Source organism: Pseudarthrobacter arbutini, from assembly GCF_054510915.1.
Genome location: NZ_JBTNDQ010000001.1, coordinates 247,716 through 266,512 on the forward strand (window position 1 = coordinate 247,716; position 18,797 = coordinate 266,512).

The 18,797-nt window shown below is 65.0% G+C and carries 12 protein-coding genes; 5 read left to right on the forward strand and 7 right to left on the reverse strand.

The window, feature by feature from the left end:
- The first annotated feature begins 79 nt into the window (after positions 1-79).
- Positions 80-4,093, forward strand: a complete 4,014-nt coding sequence (locus tag ACX80V_RS01180; protein ID WP_485841632.1) for an FtsK/SpoIIIE domain-containing protein — start codon at positions 80-82, stop codon at positions 4,091-4,093.
- Positions 4,094-4,107: 14 nt separating this feature from the next.
- Here ACX80V_RS01180 and ACX80V_RS01185 read toward each other — a convergent pair whose 3' ends face one another.
- Positions 4,108-4,545 carry a hypothetical protein gene (locus ACX80V_RS01185; protein ID WP_485841633.1) on the reverse strand — a complete coding sequence of 146 codons (438 nt, stop codon included), beginning with the start codon at positions 4,543-4,545 and terminating at the stop codon, positions 4,108-4,110.
- Positions 4,546-4,776: 231 nt separating this feature from the next.
- Between ACX80V_RS01185 and ACX80V_RS01190 the strand changes: the two genes are divergently transcribed.
- On the forward strand, positions 4,777-5,025 hold the full coding sequence (locus ACX80V_RS01190; protein ID WP_003804966.1) for a WhiB family transcriptional regulator: 249 nt from the start codon (positions 4,777-4,779) through the stop codon (positions 5,023-5,025).
- 102 nt (positions 5,026-5,127) lie between these two features.
- Here ACX80V_RS01190 and ACX80V_RS01195 read toward each other — a convergent pair whose 3' ends face one another.
- From ACX80V_RS01195 to ACX80V_RS01210, 4 genes are read right to left on the reverse strand one after another with little or no spacing between them, the layout of a single operon-like run.
- The gene (locus ACX80V_RS01195) at positions 5,128-6,597 is read right to left on the reverse strand and encodes a sensor histidine kinase (protein WP_056343739.1); all 1,470 of its coding nucleotides are present in this window, start codon (positions 6,595-6,597) and stop codon (positions 5,128-5,130) included.
- A 28-nt stretch (positions 6,598-6,625) separates the two neighbouring features.
- Complete coding sequence (locus ACX80V_RS01200; RefSeq protein ID WP_485841634.1) at positions 6,626-11,479, reverse strand: NAD-glutamate dehydrogenase; 4,854 nt, start codon at positions 11,477-11,479, stop codon at positions 6,626-6,628.
- A gap of 57 nt (positions 11,480-11,536) precedes the next feature.
- Complete coding sequence (locus ACX80V_RS01205) at positions 11,537-12,844, reverse strand: CpaE/TadZ family protein (protein ID WP_485841635.1); 1,308 nt, start codon at positions 12,842-12,844, stop codon at positions 11,537-11,539.
- The gene (locus ACX80V_RS01210; RefSeq protein ID WP_485841636.1) at positions 12,841-13,482 is read right to left on the reverse strand and encodes a hypothetical protein; all 642 of its coding nucleotides are present in this window, start codon (positions 13,480-13,482) and stop codon (positions 12,841-12,843) included. Before ACX80V_RS01210 ends, ACX80V_RS01205 begins: the two co-directional genes overlap by 4 nt.
- A 152-nt stretch (positions 13,483-13,634) precedes the next feature.
- On the opposite strand from ACX80V_RS01210, the gene ACX80V_RS01215 reads away from it, so the two are divergent.
- Positions 13,635-13,850 carry a helix-turn-helix domain-containing protein gene (locus tag ACX80V_RS01215; protein ID WP_104062208.1) on the forward strand — a complete coding sequence of 72 codons (216 nt, stop codon included), beginning with the start codon at positions 13,635-13,637 and terminating at the stop codon, positions 13,848-13,850.
- Between the two features lie 12 nt (positions 13,851-13,862).
- On the opposite strand, the gene ACX80V_RS01220 is transcribed toward ACX80V_RS01215, so the two are convergent.
- Positions 13,863-14,435: a hypothetical protein gene (locus tag ACX80V_RS01220; RefSeq protein WP_485841637.1), complete on the reverse strand. Its 573-nt coding sequence runs from the start codon at positions 14,433-14,435 to the stop codon at positions 13,863-13,865.
- Positions 14,436-14,583: 148 nt separating this feature from the next.
- Here ACX80V_RS01220 and ACX80V_RS01225 point away from each other — a divergent pair, with 148 nt between their 5' ends.
- Both ACX80V_RS01225 and ACX80V_RS01230 read left to right on the forward strand, forming a co-directional pair.
- Complete coding sequence (locus ACX80V_RS01225) at positions 14,584-15,417, forward strand: LysM peptidoglycan-binding domain-containing protein (protein WP_485841638.1); 834 nt, start codon at positions 14,584-14,586, stop codon at positions 15,415-15,417.
- A gap of 43 nt (positions 15,418-15,460) precedes the next feature.
- Complete coding sequence (locus tag ACX80V_RS01230; RefSeq protein ID WP_056343758.1) at positions 15,461-15,928, forward strand: Rv3235 family protein; 468 nt, start codon at positions 15,461-15,463, stop codon at positions 15,926-15,928.
- 123 nt (positions 15,929-16,051) lie between these two features.
- On the opposite strand, the gene secA is transcribed toward ACX80V_RS01230, so the two are convergent.
- A complete protein-coding gene (secA, locus tag ACX80V_RS01235) occupies positions 16,052-18,790 on the reverse strand; it encodes a preprotein translocase subunit SecA (protein ID WP_485841639.1) in 2,739 nt (912 codons plus the stop codon).
- Positions 18,791-18,797 lie beyond the last annotated feature (7 nt).

An 18,797-nucleotide genomic window follows, 5' to 3' on the forward strand; every position in this document is an offset into this window, starting at 1 on the left:
CTGACCGTTAGGACTTCACATCATGCCGCTGCACTGCACGCTCGTTCGGAGCCCGGGCGCAGCTCTCCAGGAACCACCCGTGGAGCTGACCATCGAGGGTCCACACGGGGCTGCCGGTGCGGAACTGCAGGCCGCGCTGACGGCAAGCTTCGGGACCGGGATTGTGTCTGTCGCCGGCGAGCACGTCGCTGACCTCAGGCTCGGACAGCCTCCGCTTGTCAACGGAGCCACGCTCGTCGACGGGGCGGACCTGAAGGAGCGCAGGTCCCGGCAGCGCACCTCCGAGCCTCCGGCGTCACTGGCATTGGCCGTCCACAGCGGTGCCGGCGCGGGGACAATTGTGCCGCTGCGGCGCGGCACGTACACCATCGGCCGCAGCAATGCCGACATTCTCATCCCAGACGCCGACGTTTCGCGGGCCCACGCACACCTGGTGGTCACCGAGACAGCCATCACGATTGTTGATCTGGACAGCGCCAACGGCACCGATGTGGATGGCGAGCGCCTGCGGAATGCCGTGATTTCGACGGGCTCCACCATTCGTTGCGGCAACTCCACAATGTCGTTGATGTTCCTTGAGCGTTCGGGTGACGGCATGGCGGACGCGGGGATGGATGTCCACGAGCCGTTGGTTATCAGCCGGCGCGACGATCCCACGAACCGCGCGGCGCTGCTTCTGACGGCTGTGCTGCCGGTGGTCATTGGCGTGGGGCTTGCCGTCGTGACCGGAATGTGGATGTTCCTGGCTTTCACGGCCGTCTCGGCGATCTCCATCCTGGTGCCGGTGATCGGCGGGCGCCGGCAACGCTGCGAACTCGCTGCCGCGGTCAGGGCCGCGGTCACCCAGGACCAGGAACGACGACGGCGGGCCGCGCCGCCGCTCTCGGACCTGACCATCGGGGATACAACAGGTAGGGGCCGGGCCGGGCCGCGCACCAACGAGGGCATCTGGCTGCGGCTGGGCCAGGCAATCCAGCCGGCCAACCTCCGGTTCGAGCCCACGGATCCGGGCCGCGCTGTCCCTTCAGCCGGCATGCTGCCACTCACGTTGAGTCCGGCCAGACCCCTCACCAGCATCCGCGGGCCACGCGCCGCCGTCGACGGGCTGGTGCGCTCATTCCTGATGCAGATTGCCGGTTATCCGCTGGGCCGGAATACCCGGGTGGTCGTCCATGGCAAGGCGGAGCAGCTCCCCCTGGCCGCACGGTATCTGGACGGCGTCACCCTTTCCAGTAACTCAAGTACTCTCGGGACCCTGCTTAAGCGAGGCTTCGGACCTGCTCATGGACACGGCCTGCTCCTTCTTATGGACGGCACGGAGTCCTCGGCCAGGATCACAGCAACGGCCTTGGAACACGGGTGGCAGGTCATCCATGCCCCCGAAGGCGGGTCCGCGCCGACCAATGCTGACGTGGAACTCGGTGAACGCTCGTCTGTGTTCAATGACGGTGACGAAAGGATCCGATTCGCTCCTGATCTGGCGCCCGTTGACGTCTTCAACAGGTTTTGCCGTCGACTGGCGCGGGAGGCAAACCAGCCCGTCGGTGCGGGACGGTCCATCCCCACATCCTGCCGGCTCGCAGAGCTGCTCCCCCACTCCACGCCCGAAACATCCAGGCGATGGTCAGCAAACAACAGCTTGCCCGGGCTTGCCGTTCCCATCGGGCGCGGTCTTGAGGGTGTCCGGACACTCGATCTCCAAAACGACGGACCCCACCTGCTGGTCGCCGGGACCACTGGCTCAGGAAAATCCGAACTCCTGCGCAGCATCACGGTTGCTCTCGCCCTCAGCTACGCGCCGGACCGCATCAACTTCCTCTTTGTGGATTTCAAGGGCGGCTCCGGACTCGGACCCCTGACCGGGCTCCCGCACTGTGTGGGTATGCTCACCGACCTGAGCAGCCATGAGCTCGAACGCGCCCTGCAGTCCCTCCGCGCCGAGATCAAATTCCGGGAACAGAGCCTTGCGGCAGTTCAGGCACCGGACCTGACGTCATTCCGGGCAACGTCGGCGGGGCGCGCGTCGCCGCTCCCCCATCTTGTAATTGTCATAGATGAATTCCGGATGCTGGTGGAGGATGCTCCCGAATCGCTCCGGGAATTGATGAGGATCGCCGCCATCGGCCGTTCCCTGGGCATCCACCTGATCATGGCCACACAACGGCCCCAGGGCGCGCTGACGGCCGACATCCGCGCCAACGTCACCACTAGCATCGCGTTGCGCGTCCAGTCGGAGATGGAATCCGTGGACATCATCAATTCGAAAGCCGCGGCCGGGATCAGCGTCGATACTCCGGGCCGGGCTTACCTGGCCCGCGGAACGGAGGCTCCGCTGGAGTTTCAGGCCGGATCCCTGACAGCCGGAGCCATCCGATCCGAACCCGCCGGAATCTCGGTATGGTTGGCCTCCGAGTACATCGATGCCCCTGCAGTGCTGGGGGGTTCCGGATCCGCCAGGCACGAACCGACGCCTGCCGAGGCAACCGCCCCGTTGATAGCTTCCATGTCCGCGTTGTGGGAGACCATGAACCGTCCGGCCATCCGGAAGCCGATTGCTGCACCGCTCCCCTGTCTCCTCCCCGAACCTGCAGGCTCGTCTACCCCCGGGACCGCAGAAGGCGACGCTGACGACGACGATGGCGCCAGTGACAGGACCAAGGCCGACGCCGGTGCCACCAGCTGGTCCGTGACGCTCGGCCTGATGGACCTGCCCGCCGAACAGCGAACCGCACCCTTGATCTGGGAACCTGCCGGCCACGGACACCTGGCCCTTGTTGGCGGACCTGAATCCGGAGTGCCCGAGGCCATCCGGCTGGCAGTCCTCGGCTTGGCATCCCATGCCCGGGAATCCCACTTGTATGTGCTGGACCCGGACAGTTCGTTCGTGGGGTTGGTTTCCCACTGCCGGGTGGGCGCCACGGCAGGACTGCACGAGCTTCGCCGTGCCGTACGCATCCTGGAGCGTCTGGCACGGGAGCAGTCACTCCGGCTGGGACGTCCCGCCGCTGACGACGACATACCGCTCGTGCTCGTGATCGCTGGCTGGGGATCCTGGCTCTCGGCCTTACGTGCCGGGCCGTTGGCGTGGGCCGAAGACGTTCTCCATGACCTTGTCCGGGATGGAAACCGGGCCGGTATCACGGTGATCATCTCGGGACAGCGGGAACTGGTCACTTCCAGGTTCTTCGCAGCCATTCCCAACCGGGTGTACTTCCCGACCGGATCCAGCGACGACAGCCGGATTGCCTGGCCGAAACTGCCTCTGACAGCGCCCGCGGTGGGAAGGGCCGTCGCTGTGGGCGCGCTGTCGGGTGGAAGAACTACAGTCTGCCAGTTCTACACGGCTGCCGGCGCTGAGGCCGCAGATCCGGGGGTAGCCCAAGCGCCGGAGCCCTCCCTGCGGCGTCGACCATTCCGAGTGGAGCCCCTGCCGGCCGTGGTTCCGGCGGCCCAGATCCTGAACCGGGCGGCCCCTCAGATCCCGGCTGAACTGGAAGGCAGGATCCCGCCGGGGCAGCGCGTCCTCCGCATCGGCGTGGGCGGCGACGAACTTGACCTGATATCCGTCCGGGCGCCTGCGGGTGGAGTGCTGGCCGTGCTGGGCGGCACCTCGTCTGGCAAGTCGTCTTTTCTCCGGCTCCTGCCAAAGGTCAACCCTGAAGCAGGACCGTGGCTTATGCCGGAGCAGGACACCGACCCGGGTGCCTATTGGTCCGGGATCCTGCGCCAAGCCACCACGGGTGGTCTGGAACGGAACTCGGTGGCATTGGTTGACAATGCGGACCTGTTGCCGCAGGACGTCACCCGTGACCTTGCCGACCTCAACACGCTTGGAATCACGGTGCTTATGACCGTGGGATACAGTCCGATACTCGCCCAGCGGGTTCCACTGGCGCTCCAGGCACGCAACTTGGGCTGCGGCATCCTGATCGCGCCCCGGACCTTTATGGACGGCGACCTCTTAGGGGTCCGCTTCGAGACGGAACCCAACCCGCCACCGGGACGGAGCGTTCTCATCCAGAACGGCCGCGCCACCGCCGTCCAGCTAGGCTGGGTACCGCCGGATCAGTCGAAGGACGGATTGGCCGCCTAAAGTGCCGGTGGTGCCTAGAACGCCGGAGGCGAATCGGCTGTCCGGGATGCGTAGCTGATGACGCGTCTGTCGAACAGGAGCACTATGGCCGCAAGCGCCGGCACCACCATGGCGATCCCCGCCCAAATGACGCCGCCGGTAAGGGTCGGGACGCCGATAGTAAGGACAAACAGCTGGGCGACCACCGCCGCTGCCCTCGTCCACCGGCGGCCACGGAAGAGGAAGTGCCCCACCGAATAGAGCCAGGCCGAGAGAGCGAGCAAGAGGACCAATGTAAATACGGCTCCCCAAAAAGACAGGACCGGTGCACCGGTCAGGAGTTCGTAGCCGTACCAGGCGGCGGCAACCAATAGCGCGGTGGCCTCAGCGGCAACAACAAGAGCTATCGCCACAATGCCGCGCGGGCGCGTGGATGGCGACGGATCTGCAGGGTTCGTGGGGGGTCTTGACACACTGGCACCCTACCGGAGATAGTCGGACAGTGGCGGGGGTCGGCAATGCCCGTGTGATGTATCGCTCAGCTATCCGGGGATTTCAAGCTGTATTACCCCTTGTTTACACAGCGTTAACATGACAGGCTTGACTGAGATGACCAAGGGGGCCCCTCAGGGCCCTTTTCCTTTGTAGCTACTAGTGAATTATTTCACAAAGAGCTTTTCCCAGAATTGGAGCAACTGATCAGCATGGATTGGCGTAACCGCGCGGCGTGCCTCGACAAGGACCCGGAACTGTTTTTCCCCGTAGGAAACACAGGGCCTGCCCTCCTCCAGATTGAGGAAGCCAAAAGCGTTTGCCGCCGCTGCCCCGTCGTTGACACGTGCCTCCAGTGGGCTCTCGAGTCCGGCCAGGACGCCGGCGTCTGGGGCGGCATGAGCGAAGACGAACGCCGCGCCCTTAAGCGCCGCGCCGCACGCGCCCGCCGCGCCTCCTAGGCTCGGTCCTTAAGCCCTAGCACCAACAGCCTCACACAACGATGGCCGCAACCCTTCCGGGTTGCGGCCATCGGCTGTTAAGTCACGTGCAAGGTCCCCGGGCTACCTGGCCGCCAGGCTGAGGCGGATCTGGACAGCCGTTCCGCCGCCGTCGCGCGGGTGCCACGCGATGGTGCCGCCCAGCTCACTGGTGACCAGCGTGCGGACAATCTGCAGCCCCAGCCCCTCGACGTGCGGAGTGTCCGGCAGCCCCACACCGTCGTCGGCAATAGTGACGGTCAGCAGTTCCTCGCCGTCTTCCTCCTCGGAACGGTCCGCGATGAGCCACACGGTGCCCGTACGTCCTTCGAGCCCGTGCTCGACGGCGTTGGTCACCAGTTCATTAATGACCAGTGCCAGCGGGGTGGCGAAGTCGCTGGGCAGTTCCCCGAACAGTCCGGACCGCTCGGTCTTGACCTGCTGCGATGGCGAGGCGACCTCTGCGGAAAGCCTGAACTGGCGGCCGATCAGCTCGTCGAAGTCAACGCTCTGCGCCAATCCCTGTGAAAGAGTCTCGTGGACCAGCGCGATGGTGGCCACGCGCCGCATCGCCTGCTCCAGGCCCTGCTTGGCCTCGTCGCTGACCATCCGGCGGGACTGCATACGCAGCAGGGCTGCAACGGTCTGCAGGTTGTTTTTCACCCTGTGATGGATCTCGCGGATGGTCGCATCCTTGGTAACGAGTTCCATCTCCCGCCGCCGCAGTTCGGACACGTCCCGGCACAGCACCAGCGCACCAAAGCGCTGCTGCTCATCCCGCAGCGGGATGGCCCGCAGCGACAGGCTCACACCACGGGATTCAATCTCACTACGCCACGGCATCCGCCCCGTCACCACCAGCGGCAGCGTCTCGTCAACCAGCCGCCGGTCCTTCAGCAGGCCGGCGGTCACCTCGGCCAGGGAACGGCCTTCCAGCGACTCGCCGTCGCCCAGCCGCCGGAAAGCCGACACCCCGTTGGGGCTTGCGTACTGCACAATTCCTTCGGCATCGAGCCTGATCAGGCCGTCCCCCACACGAGGCGCGCCGCGGCGCGAACCGGTGGGCGAGGCAAAATCAGGCCACAGGCCAAGCGTTCCCATCCGGAGGAGATCGTAGGCGCACTGCCGGTACGTCAGCTCCAGGCGGGACGGCATCCGGGAACTGGACAGGTCCATGTGGGTGGTCACCACAGCCAGGGTGCGGCCGTTGCGGACCATCGGCACAGCCTCCACCCGCAACGCCATGTCAGTGCTCCAGTTGGTCTCGCTGGACCGCTCTATGGCACGGCTGCTCCAGGCCTTGTCCACGAGCGGCTGCAGGTCCTGCCGGATGGGCTCGCCCACAAAGTCGCCGTGGAACACGGTGTGCGTGGTGGACGGCCTGACGTGCGCCAGCGCCACATAGCCGTGATCCGGGTGCGGGAACCACAACGCCAGGTCGGCGAACGCCAGGTCAGCGACCATCTGCCAGTCGCCCACCAGGAGGTGCAGCCATTCGGCATCGCCCGGCCCGAAATCAGCGTGTTCCCTGATGGGGTCCGTAAAGATTGCCACTGCACCTCCAGTTACGACGCCGGGATTCCTAGCGTCGGACGATTGACCTCAAGAGCCTCAATGCTACCGACAGTGAGGCCATGTCGTCGGCCTCGAGCGAGTTGACCTCGTCAAACATGCTCTTTGCCCTGCCCAGCTGCTCGGCATTCTGGCGTTCCCAGTCCTTCAGCCTGTCCTCCGCGGAGTCCCCGGACGCCGTCGACTCGAGTACCGCCGTCGTCATGTCCGAGACGGTGGAATAGAGGTCATCCCGGAGTGCGGCCCTGGCCAGTGCCTGCCACCTGTCCTGGCGCGGCAGGCTGCTGATCCGTTCCAGCAGCGAGTCAGCGTGGAAGCGGTTGAACACTGTGTAGTAAACGGCAGCAATCTCCTCCACCGGCTCCTTACGGGCATGCACGATCGTGGCGATGTCCAGCAGGACAAAGCTCTCGAAGAGCTCCGCCCACCGGAAGGCAAGCCCATCCGGAAGTTCCCAGGCACGCGCGGTCTCCAGCCAGTCCGCAACGCGGTCACGGTCATCACCACGCAGGTAGTCCAGGAGCCGGGCCCGCATCGGGTCCAGGAGCGGCTTGAACTCGGCCACGGTGTCCGCGATGGGCCGGGACGTGCCGCCCTGCGCCAGCAGCCACCGGACAGCGCGGTCCAGCAGACGCCGGATGTCCAGGTGGACGGTGCTCCAGTGCTCTGTGGGGAACGACGCCGGCAGGCTGTTCAGCTCCCCCACCATGGTGTTGAGGTCGAAAATCTCGCGGAGCGCCACAAATGCCTTGGCCACAGCCACTTCCGTGGCCGAGGTTTCCTCCATGGTCCGGAAGGCGAACGTGATGCCGCCCAGGTTGATCATGTCGTTGGCCACCACCGTGGCAATGATCTCGCGCCGTAGCGGATGAGTGTCCAGCTCGGCGTCGAACCGTTCGCGCAGCTGCTGCGGGAAGTACGCCCGCAGCGTCCCGCGGAACCACGGATCGTCCGCAAGGTCGCTGTCACGCAGCGCCGAGGCCAGCTCGATCTTCGCGTAGGCCGCCAGCACCGAGAGCTCCGGTGACGTCAGCCCTTGGCCCTGGCCCAGCCGCTCCCGCAGGGTTTCGGTGCTGGGCAGGGCTTCAAGGTCACGCTTCAGGTCAGCCGACTTTTCCAGCCAGTCCATGAGTCGCTCATAGCTGGGACTCCACTCGGCCACCCGCATCCGGTCGTTCAGGAGCAGGATGTTCTGGTCCACGTTGTCCTCGAGGACCAGCCGCCCTACCTCGTCCGTCATGGAGGCGAGGAAGCCGGCCCGCTCCTGCGGGGTCAGCTTGTCCGCAGCCACCATCCGGTCTACAAAGATCTTGATGTTCACTTCATGGTCGGAGCAGTCGACGCCGGCCGAGTTGTCGATCGCGTCGGTGTTCAGGATGACCCCTTGCAGGGCAGCTTCGATGCGGCCGCGCTGCGTCATGCCCAGGTTTCCGCCTTCGCCAACCACCTTGACCCGCAGGTCCTTGCCGTCCACGCGAATGCTGTCGTTGGCCTTGTCACCCACGGAGGCGTTGGACTCGGTGCTGGCCTTGACGTACGTTCCGATCCCGCCGTTATAGAGCAGGTCTGCGGGGGCGAGCAGGATAGCGCGGAGAAGCTCCGGCGGGCTGAGTTCGGTGGTCGCCTCGGGCAGGCCCAGGGCCGCCCGGACCTGCCGCGAGACCGGAATGGACTTGGCCTGGCGGGCGTACACGCCGCCGCCTTCGCTGATGAGGGATTTGTCGTAGTCGTCCCACGAGGACCGCGGCAGTTCGAACAGCCTCCGGCGTTCCACGAACGACGATTCCGTTTCAGGTGCGGGGTCAAGGAAGATGTGCCGGTGGTCGAACGCTGCCAGCAGCCGGATATGCCGGGACAGGAGCATGCCGTTGCCAAACACATCGCCTGACATGTCGCCCACGCCCACCACGCTGAACGGCTGGGTCTGGGTATCGACGTCGAGCTCGCTGAAGTGACGTTTGACCGACTCCCAGGCGCCACGTGCCGTGATGCCCATGGCCTTGTGGTCGTAACCCACCGAACCTCCGGAGGCGAACGCGTCACCGAGCCAGAACCCGTATTCTGCGGCCAGCCCGTTGGCAATATCCGAGAACGTGGCCGTCCCCTTGTCCGCCGCCACCACAAGGTAGGAATCGTCGTCGTCGTGCCTGACAACGTCCGACGGCGGCACTACAGTTTCGCCCTCAGCTCCGGTGACGAGGTTGTCAGTGAGGTCCAGCAGGCCCCGGATGAACGTCTTGTAGCTTTCAACACCCTCCGCCATCCAGGCGGCACGGTCCGCGGCAGGATCAGGCAGCCGCTTGGCGAAGAAGCCGCCCTTGGCCCCGGTGGGAACGATGACCGCGTTCTTGACGGTCTGCGCCTTCACCAGGCCAAGGATCTCCGTCCGGAAATCCTCGCGCCGGTCAGACCAGCGCAGGCCGCCGCGGGCCACCTTGCCGAAGCGAAGGTGGACGCCCTCAACCCGCGGGGAGTAGACCCAGATTTCGAACATCGGCCGCGGGAAAGGCAGGCCCTCAATCCGGGCAGGATCGAGCTTGAAGCTCAGGTGCGTCTTGTACTGGAAGTAGTTGGTGCGGAGGGTCGCCTCGATCAGGTTCGCCAATGTCCGCAGCACACGGTCGGCGTCGAGCGTTGCCACCTCTTCAATGGCAGCTGACAGCTCGCCGCGGACTTTCTCCTGCGCCGCAAGGCGCTCAGTCCCGCTCAGGGCGGGATCGAACCGGGCCGCGAAAAGAGCCGTCAGGGCCTTGGTGACATCGGGATTGGCGAGCAGCGTGTCCGCCATGAAGCCCACCGAGTTGGTATTTCCCATCTGCCGCATGTACCGGGCATAGGCCCGCAGGACAGTGATCTGACGCCACTGCATGCCCTCACGCAGCACCAGCCGGTCAAAACTGTCCGACTCAACGGCGCCGGATACGGCGGCACCGAACGAGTCAGCCAGCAGCTGTCCCGTGGCCAGCGGATCAATGCCGGCAGGGTATTTCAGCCCGAGGTCATAGAGGAAGAAGTCCCGCTGGTCAGCCGTCTCGATCTCAAAGGGCCGCTCATCCAGCACCTCGAGTCCCAGATTGTGGAAGAACGGCAGGATCTGGCTCAGGCTCTTGGGCTCCAGCATGTACAGCTTGACGCGGGCATCCTCCTCCAGGACTTCACCGGCGCCCTTGGGCAAGTACACATGGACGCCCGGCCGTTCCTGCCTGGCACCGGCCGTGCGCTCGGCTTCAGCCCCGTATTTCTCGAACCGGGCGATGTCCTCCAGCGCGTCTTCGACCTCGTAATCCACCCGGTAGCCGGCCGGAAAAGCCTCCGACCAGATCGCGGCAAGCTCCTTCGCCTGCTCATCGGCGCCGCGTTCCCGCAGGACTTCAGCGATGCCCTCACTCCACGAACGGGCTGCCCGGACCAGCCGCGCTTCAAGCTCATCGGCGTTGAAGTGGCTGACCTCGCTGCCCTTGGGCAGGCGGATCCGGAAGAACAGCCGGGCGAGGGCCGATTCGGTCATCCGCGCTTCGTAGTCGATGGACTCAGCCTTGAACGTGGTCCGTAATTCTTCCTCGATGCGGAGCCGGACATTGGTGGTGTACCGGTCACGCGGAAGGTAGACCACCGCGGACATAAAACGGCCGTAAATGTCCGGCCGGAGGAACAGCCGGGTCCGCCGCCGCTCCTGCAATCTCTGGATGCCGGTGGCGGTGGCCGCCAGGTCCTCGGTCTCGATCTGGAACAGCTCGTCGCGGGGGTACGTCTCCAGTATCCCCAAAAGGTCCTTGCCGGAGTGTGAGTCCGGCGGGAAGCCGGCATTGCCCAGCACGGCGTCCACTTTTTCGCGCACAACGGGGATGTTCCGGACGGATCCGGCGTAGGCACTGGTTGCGAACAGGCCGATGAAGCGGCGCTCGCCGTTGACGTTGCCGGCCGCGTCAAAACTCTTTACGCCGATGTAGTCAAGGTATGCGGGGCGGTGGACGGTGGACCGTGAGTTTGCCTTGGTGATCACCAGCGCCCGCTTTTCGCGGGCCTTTTTTCGGCCGGCGTCGGTGAGGTGCTGCATATGCGGCGCGCCCGGCTTCGCCCGGAGCAGTCCGAGGCCGCTGTCCTCACGCAGTTCCAACACATCTTCACCGTCGACGGTAACGAGGTCGTACTCACGGTATCCAAGGAAAGTGAAGTTGCCGTCGTCGAGCCAGCGCAGAAGATCCTGCGCCTGCCGCAGTTCGGCAATCTGGGCCGGGTGGGACACCTGGTCCAGGCTCGCGGCAATTTGTTGGGCCTTGTTGCGCATCTTGGGCCAGTCTTCGACGGCGGCGCGCACGTCTCCCAGGATGCGGTCCAGCCCGTCCAGCAACGCCGCCTTGGCCTCGTCGGAGACGCGGTTGATTTCCACGGCGATCCATGACTCCATGTGGGAGGCGTTTTCGCCCTGCGCGATGAGGTGCGACAGCATGGGCATCGCTGCCGTATCACCGCTGGACAGACCGATGTGGGAGGGGACGCGGTCAACTTTAACCAGCTGCCCCGTTTCCCGGTTCCGGGTCACCACGAACAGCGGATGAAGCACAAGCCCGATGGCGGCGTTCTGACGCACAAGCTCGGCGTTGACCGAGTCGACAAGGAAAGGCATATCATCCGTGACGACATAGACGACGCTGCTGTCCGCCTCGTTAACGATGGAAACCTGCGCCTGGCCCGGCTGCCGGTTCGCGGCCACACCCCGGTGGGTTTCCGCTCGGCTGGCCAGCGCCTCCGGGGAATAGGTCCGGGCATCCTCTTCGGCCAGATGCTGGTAGTAGTCCGCGAGGAATCCCTCCCGGTCACCAATGGCCAAGGCTTGATCCTCCACGCTGGATCCAGACGACATCAACAAACGCCTCCATCACAAGTTTGATGCTGCACCGTCGCAGCTCCTACGGCGAGCCTAACCCTTTCGGCGACGCCTCGGTGTGGAAGAAAATACAGAGGATCGTGAAGATCGCTGGACAGGTGCACAAACCAATTCAGCGATCGCCTGCCTGAGCTTGGAATCCGGCGCCGTTTCGAGCAGCAGCGAGCCGCCGAGCAGCGCCGCATCAGCTGCGGGGCTGTCCGCCGGCAGGAAGACCGCGATCTGCGACGACGGCCCATACCGTTCCCACGCATCCTTCAGCTGGCGTTCCGGGGACCTCCCCACCGCCGCCGCCCGGACCTTGTTCATCACCACAACAGGCGACGCCTGCGGGACTGCCAACTCAAGCTCCGCGAGTCCGCGGACCAGCCGGGGAACCCCCACCGGATCGGCGGCCCCCACGGCATAGACGGTGTCCGCCAGTTCCAGGGTCCGCAAGGTCGCGGCATTCCGGCGCGGAGCCATCGTGTCGAAGCTGAGTTCCTCGTCCGCCTCCAGGCAGAAGCCGGTGTCCACAACCACGACGTCGGCAACCTCCTTCGCGCGCTCCAGCACCAGCGACAGGGCTGCTGCCCGTAGTTCGGTCCACCTGTCCGCCCGGGTGATCCCGGTCAGGACTCGGAAAGTTCCAAGCTTGGTGGTGACCGGTGTGGCCACCTTCAGCAGCGCATCGGCGTCGAGCAGTCCCTGGTCCGCAAGCCGGCAGGCCTGCGCGATCCCCGCAGATTCATCCAGCAGGCCAAGGACTGCGGCGATACTGGCCCCGTAACTGTCGGCGTCGACGAGGAGCACGGATTTCCCATCCGCAGCCAGTTCCCCTGCGATGTTGGCCGCGACGAAGGTCCGGCCGGGTGAACCGGCGGGACCCCACACGGCAATGATCTTGCCCTCCCCGGAGGCCGGCGGCACGTCCGCCTGGTCTGCGGGACGCTGACGCAACGCAGCGCTGGTGTCCCCCAGCCCGCTCCCGAACGTTGCATCCCTGGCGGTGCCTGTCAGCTGGGCAACGGCCTCGGCAATCCTGCCGGCCAGGGCGGCGGACTCTACGCCGGTCAGTGCGGAGGCCACACCGATCCCGCGCAGCCTGGCAGCCTCGTCGGCGTCATCCGTGAGGGCGATGATCGCCACGCCCACGGCACCGAGCCGATCAACGAGCGAAGCAGTCAGGCCCTCGCAGCCGTCGGCCACAACCGCGGCCCGTGCCAGGCCGCTCTGGCAGGCCGCCAGCAGTTCCGTCAGTTCGGTGCAGCGACGGACCACCGTGACCGGACCATGGAGCCGCTCCAACCCGCCCACCACGTCCTCGCGGGCCTGGCCCACGGTGACCACGGGGATGCTCATGAGGCCCCGCCCGGGTTCCACACCACTGAAATCTTGGCCTGGTTCGCCTGCGCGCCGAGGATGGCCGGCATCTGGCCGTCGGCAACCAGCACCATCAGCACCGTATTGCGGGAGGACCCCAAAGCCGTCGAGCCGGCGGTCACCTGTGCAATTTCCGCGCCGGGCAGCAGGAGCTTCGGCTCACTGAAGCCGTTGCGGGCATCCGGCAAGGCAACCCAGACGTCCACCCGGGTCCCGGCAACCGCCTGCGGCGGCAGTGCCTCCTCAATGGTCACGGCCACGGGCTTGCGGTCCAACGAATCCACAGTGGCCAGACTTTCCTTGGGCACCAATTGGTTCTTGCCGATTCTTTGGACTGCGACCAACCCGTCGGGGAGCCCTGCTTCAACGGTGACGTAATGCTGTTCGGTCTCACCCAGGCGGACCTTGGCCCGGACCACATTGTCCGTGGTCAGCTTCTCACCCACCGCAATGGAGTCCCGGGCGGCGTAAACCTCGGTGGTCTGATCAGCGCTGCCAACCAGCGAGATCACTCCCACCACCGATGCCAGGACCAGCAGCACGCCAACCAGCAGCCGGGGATCCTTCCACGACGGCGGTTTCAGCCTGGCACCTGTAGTAACAGCATCGTGGCTCATGCTCTTCTCCCCCTAGCTCCGGTCCAGGCGGCTGGCTGCGTCCGGACACCTCATTGTTACGGCATGGACCCCGGAACAAAAGTCAAAAGACCAAACAACATCAAACTGTGGATAACCGCACCAGATGACGCCTTCAATGGCAAAATGGAGCTATGCCCAGATTCCTGACTCTCGCCGATGTTGCTGAACAGCTGCAAATCAACTCGCCGGCGGCCTATGCCTTGGTCCGCAGCGGAGAACTGAAGGCCATCCAGGTGGGTGGGCGCGGGCAGTGGCGCGTCGAGGAAAAGATGCTGGAGCAATACATCGAAGAGCGCTACGCCGAGGCCAGCCGCATGATCCAGGAAGCCAAAGCCAAGCAAGGCTGATCCGGCCCGCGGCTACAGTTCCCCTGCACTCCGTGACCGCAGGGCACCCAGCGCCCCAAACGGAATCGTGGCTACCTGCCGGACCTGTGATGCCCGCCGGGACTCCCCGGGACTGACCAGCGCCAGGTCCAAAAAGTCACTGCCCACCCGGTCGATGACTCCGGCCAGCCCGATATCCCTTTCCGGCGCGTGGCGCAGAGTGACTGCAAGTTCGGCCCGGTCCCGCGCCAGGCCCCGCAGCGCATGCGCCAATCCGATCCGGCGCCGCACCTGCGAAGTCTCGGCCACGGAGCCGCGGCCAAGGCCCGCATAGCGTGCCACCGCACCGTACGGGACCAGGACCTGGTGACGCAACTCGTTCAGGACCAGCGCATCGGCGCCGGCATGGCTCAGGGTTCCTTCGAAGGCGCGCCCACACGCAAGGTACACGGCCACGTGGCTATTCAGGGAACCCCGCAAGCGGTCAGCCAGAGCGACGGAGGCTGTTTCCGCTCTTGCCCGCTCAGAGATCTCGGCATCGACGGCCAGCCGCTCGCCCTCGGCGAACTGTGCCTCCATATCACTGAACAGAGCATCCCAACGCATGGGGCCAAGCGTAGGGTGCGGGTTTGTTCGCGGTCAATTCACCAACGACTTCACTCCAGTCTCTGGACAAATCCAGCACAGCTGCGTCAAACTGAATCTAAGTTCATCAAACGGCATCAAACAGCATCAAACATGAGATAGGAACATCATGACGGCAGCTACAGCACGTGGGCTCCGGGCAGACGCCGTCATGGCGGCGTCCATCCTCCTGTTGGGATTCTTCCTCTGCGTTGCCGGCGGTGGCATGGTGGGTCGATGGCAACTGTCCACAGCACGCCGGCAAGGCCCGGACCTCGATGACCTACTTGGTGCCGTGGCTGTCGCCGCTGGGCTGGCCATCGTGGCGTGGTGGATCTTCTCGATGGTTTTGGCGTCAGCGGCTGCCGTCCTGGGCAGGTGCGGCAGGCGGCGGGCCGCCGACAGGGCCGGCAAGTGCAGCCCGGCATTTATGCGCCGGCTCGCTGTGGCCGCACTGTCGGTGCAACTGCTGTCGGCACCGCTGGCTCACGCAGCCGTCCCACCGGCCGGACCCGCCTGGGTACCCACGCAGGAAGTGGCGGTCCAGGACGTACCGGTCCACGGCGCAGCCATCCAGGCCCAGTGGTCTCCCACAAGCGGCCACCGGCAGCTCCCGGAACCGGAGGGCAAAAACCCCGCAGACACGGGAGGACAGACCACCGAAACTCCTGCGGCGGCGGTCCGGCCAGACTGGCGTCCCAGCAGGCCGGTCCCGGACCCCGGCCTGCTGGCGGCCCAGCCCGTCCGGGCGGAACAGGGCCCACCGGCGCCATTGAGTGAGGTCACGGTACTGGCGGGCGACACACTCTGGGACATCGCCTCCCGCCACTTGGGCCCGGCGGCTTCGGATGTGGATGTCGCCTTGCACTGGCCCCGCTGGTACGAGGTCAACAAATCCCGGATCGGCGAAAGCCCGCATGTCCTGCTGCCCGGGCAGATTTTGAAAGCACCTTCCACGGCCTAACCGACGTTCCGATATTCATCAGCTCACGATCAAGGGGAATCACATGTACGCAGTTACGCCAATCCGCTCCGCCACGGTCAACCCGGGCGGCGCGGCAGCAGTCCGTCAGGTTCCTCCGCGCACCACTACCGCGCCGGTCGTGCCGCTGCGTGCGGCAGACGAAGCCTCCGAAATCCTGGCGATCACACGCAGTACCGTGCAGGCGGCCATGGAAGTCCTCGCCGGCATCCGGCCGATCCACCAGCTCGCCCGCCGTCTGGATCCGCGCTGCCTCGCCGTGCTGCAGCACCGTGCGGCCTTGATCCGCCGCGAACAGTCGCGCTCTGCCTCGCCGTCCCTGGCCCGGCTGCACAAGAACTCCATCGTGCGTTCAGTCCGCGCCTGCGAGGTCGCCCCGGGCATCTATGAGGCAAGCGCCGTGGTGGTTGATGACATCCGGGCACGGGCTGTAGCGGTCCGGCTTGAGCGCAGCAAGCAGGTCTGGCGCGTGACCGAGTTTATGGTCGGCTGAGCCGCTTGCCCACGAATGCAGAAGTGCCCGGAGCTGAGGCTCCGGGCACTTCCAGTGTCGAACTATTTCAGTGACGATCTATTGCAGTGCCGACCTATGGCTGATCAGGCTCGATCCCTGCTGTCAGCGGCGCTTTTTCCTGGCCGGACGCTTGGTGGCGTCCTGCGCTGCAGCCTTTGCGGGATTTCCGGACCGTGAAGAGACACGACCCTCCACCCGGGTCTGGGATGCGCCGTCTTCGCCGGGAGCCGTGTACTGCAGCTGGGCCGGCTTCTCCGGCGCCTCCAGGCCGGCAGCGCGGATCTGCGGCTCAACGTGCTCGGTGTGGCCACCTGCTGCGTCGGGCACCACCACATCCTGGGCCGGAGTCACCTCAACTTCAAGGTTGAACAGGAAACCGACGCTTTCCTCGCGGATGGCCTCCATCATGCTCTGGAACATAACGAAGCCCTCGCGCTGGTATTCCACCAGCGGGTCACGCTGTGCCATGGCGCGCAGTCCGATGCCTTCCTTGAGGTAGTCCATCTCATAGAGGTGTTCCTGCCACTTGCGCCCGATGACCGAGAGCACCACGCGGCGTTCCAGCTCGCGCATGCTCTCGGCGCCGATGGTCTCTTCCCGTGTCTGGTAGACCACGCGGGCGTCGGAGAGCAGCTCCTCCTTGAGGAATTCAACAGTGAGCTTGGACTTGCCGCCGGCTTCCTCGATGATCTCCTCCGCTGTGACACTGACGGGGTAGAGCGTCTTGAGGTTGGTCCACAGCTGGGTGTAGTCCCAGTCATCGCCATTGCCTTCGGCCGTGGCGGAGTCGATCAGGGCGGTGATGGTGTCCTCCACGAAGAACTGGACCTTCTCGTGGAGGTCGTCACCTTCGAGGATCCGGCGGCGGTCACCGTAGATGGCTTCGCGCTGGCGGTTCAGGACATCGTCGTACTTGAGGACGTTCTTGCGCTGCTCGGCGTTGCGGCCTTCAACCTGGCCCTGGGCAGACGCGATGGCCCGGGAAACCAGTTTCGATTCCAACGCCACATCATCCGGGACGGAACTGTTCATCAGCCGTTCGGCCGCGCCGGAATTGAAGAGCCGCATCAGGTCATCGGTCAGGGAGAGGTAGAAGCGTGATTCGCCGGGGTCGCCCTGGCGGCCGGAGCGGCCACGGAGCTGGTTGTCGATGCGGCGGGACTCGTGCCGCTCAGTTCCCAGGACATACAGCCCGCCGAGGTTCAGTACTTCCTCGTGTTCGTCCTTTACGGACTGCTTGGCCGACTCCAGGCCAGCCGGCCAAGCGGCCTCGTACTCTTCGGAATTCTCTTCCGGGTCCAACCCGCGCTTGGCCAGATCGGCCACCGCAGTGAATTCGGCGTTGCCACCCAGCATGATGTCAGTGCCGCGGCCTGCCATGTTGGTGGCCACCGTAACAGCACCCTTTCGTCCGGCCTGCGCAACGATGGCCGCTTCACGGGCGTGGTTCTTGGCGTTCAGGACTTCGTGCCTGATGCCCTCCTTGGCGAGCAGCCCGGAAAGGTATTCGCTCTTTTCGACACTCGTTGTGCCCACAAGGATCGGCTGGCCCTGTTCGTGACGCTCGGCAATGTCCTTCACAACGGCGTCGAACTTCACCTTTTCATTCTTGAACACGAGGTCCGACTGGTCGATCCGCTGCATGTCCCGGTTGGTGGGGATGGCCACCACGCCGAGCTTGTACGTGCCCATGAACTCGGCGGCCTCAGTCTCGGCCGTGCCGGTCATGCCTGCCAGCTTGGAATACATCCGGAAGTAGTTCTGGAGCGTCACCGTGGCCAGGGTCTGGTTTTCGGCCTTGATCTCCACGGCCTCTTTGGCTTCGATGGCCTGGTGCATGCCCTCGTTGTAGCGGCGCCCGGCCAGGATGCGGCCGGTGTGTTCGTCAACGATCAGCACTTCGCCGTCGAGGATGACGTAATCCTTGTCCCGCTTGAACAGTTCCTTGGCCTTGATGGCGTTGTTCAGGAACCCAATGAGCGGAGTGTTCGCGGATTCGTAGAGGTTCTGGATGCCCAGGTAGTCCTCCACCTTTTCGATGCCGCTTTCGAGGACACCGACGGTGCGCTTCTTCTCGTCCGCCTCGTAGTCCTCGCCGGCCTTCAGGCGCTGCACCACCTTGGCAAATTCGCTGTACCACCGGTTGGTGTCGCCCTGGGCAGGGCCGGAAATGATGAGCGGCGTGCGGGCTTCGTCGATGAGGATGGAGTCGACCTCATCAACAATGGCGAAGTTGTGGCCACGCTGGACCAGTTCTGACTGGTCCCACGCCATGTTGTCGCGCAGGTAGTCAAAGCCGAATTCGTTGTTGGTGCCGTAGGTGATGTCCGCGGCGTACTGCTGCCGGCGCACCGCGGGATCCTGGTTGGACAGGATGCAACCGCTGGTCAGGCCGAGGAAACGGTAGACCCGGCCCATAAGGTCTGACTGGTATTCGGCAAGGTAGTCGTTCACCGTGATGACGTGGACGCCATTGCCGGTGAGGGCATTAAGGAAGGCGGGCGCGGTGGCCACGAGGGTCTTGCCTTCGCCAGTCTTCATTTCGGCGATATTGCCGAGGTGGAGCGCGGCGCCACCCATGAGCTGGACGTCAAAGTGACGCATGCCCAGGGTGCGGGATGAGGCCTCACGCACGGCGGCGAATGCCTCCGGGAGGAGATCGTCCAGGTGCTCGCCGTCCCGGTGGCGGGCGCGGAGGTGGTCAGTTTCCTCCCGGAGCTCAGCATCCGTGAAGGTTTTGAACGAGTCTTCGAGCGCATTGATGGAGTCGGCATAGTTCCGCAGTTGCCGCAGGGTTTTTTTGTCACCCGTGCGGAGAAGTTTTTCGATAAGTGATGCCACGTGAAGA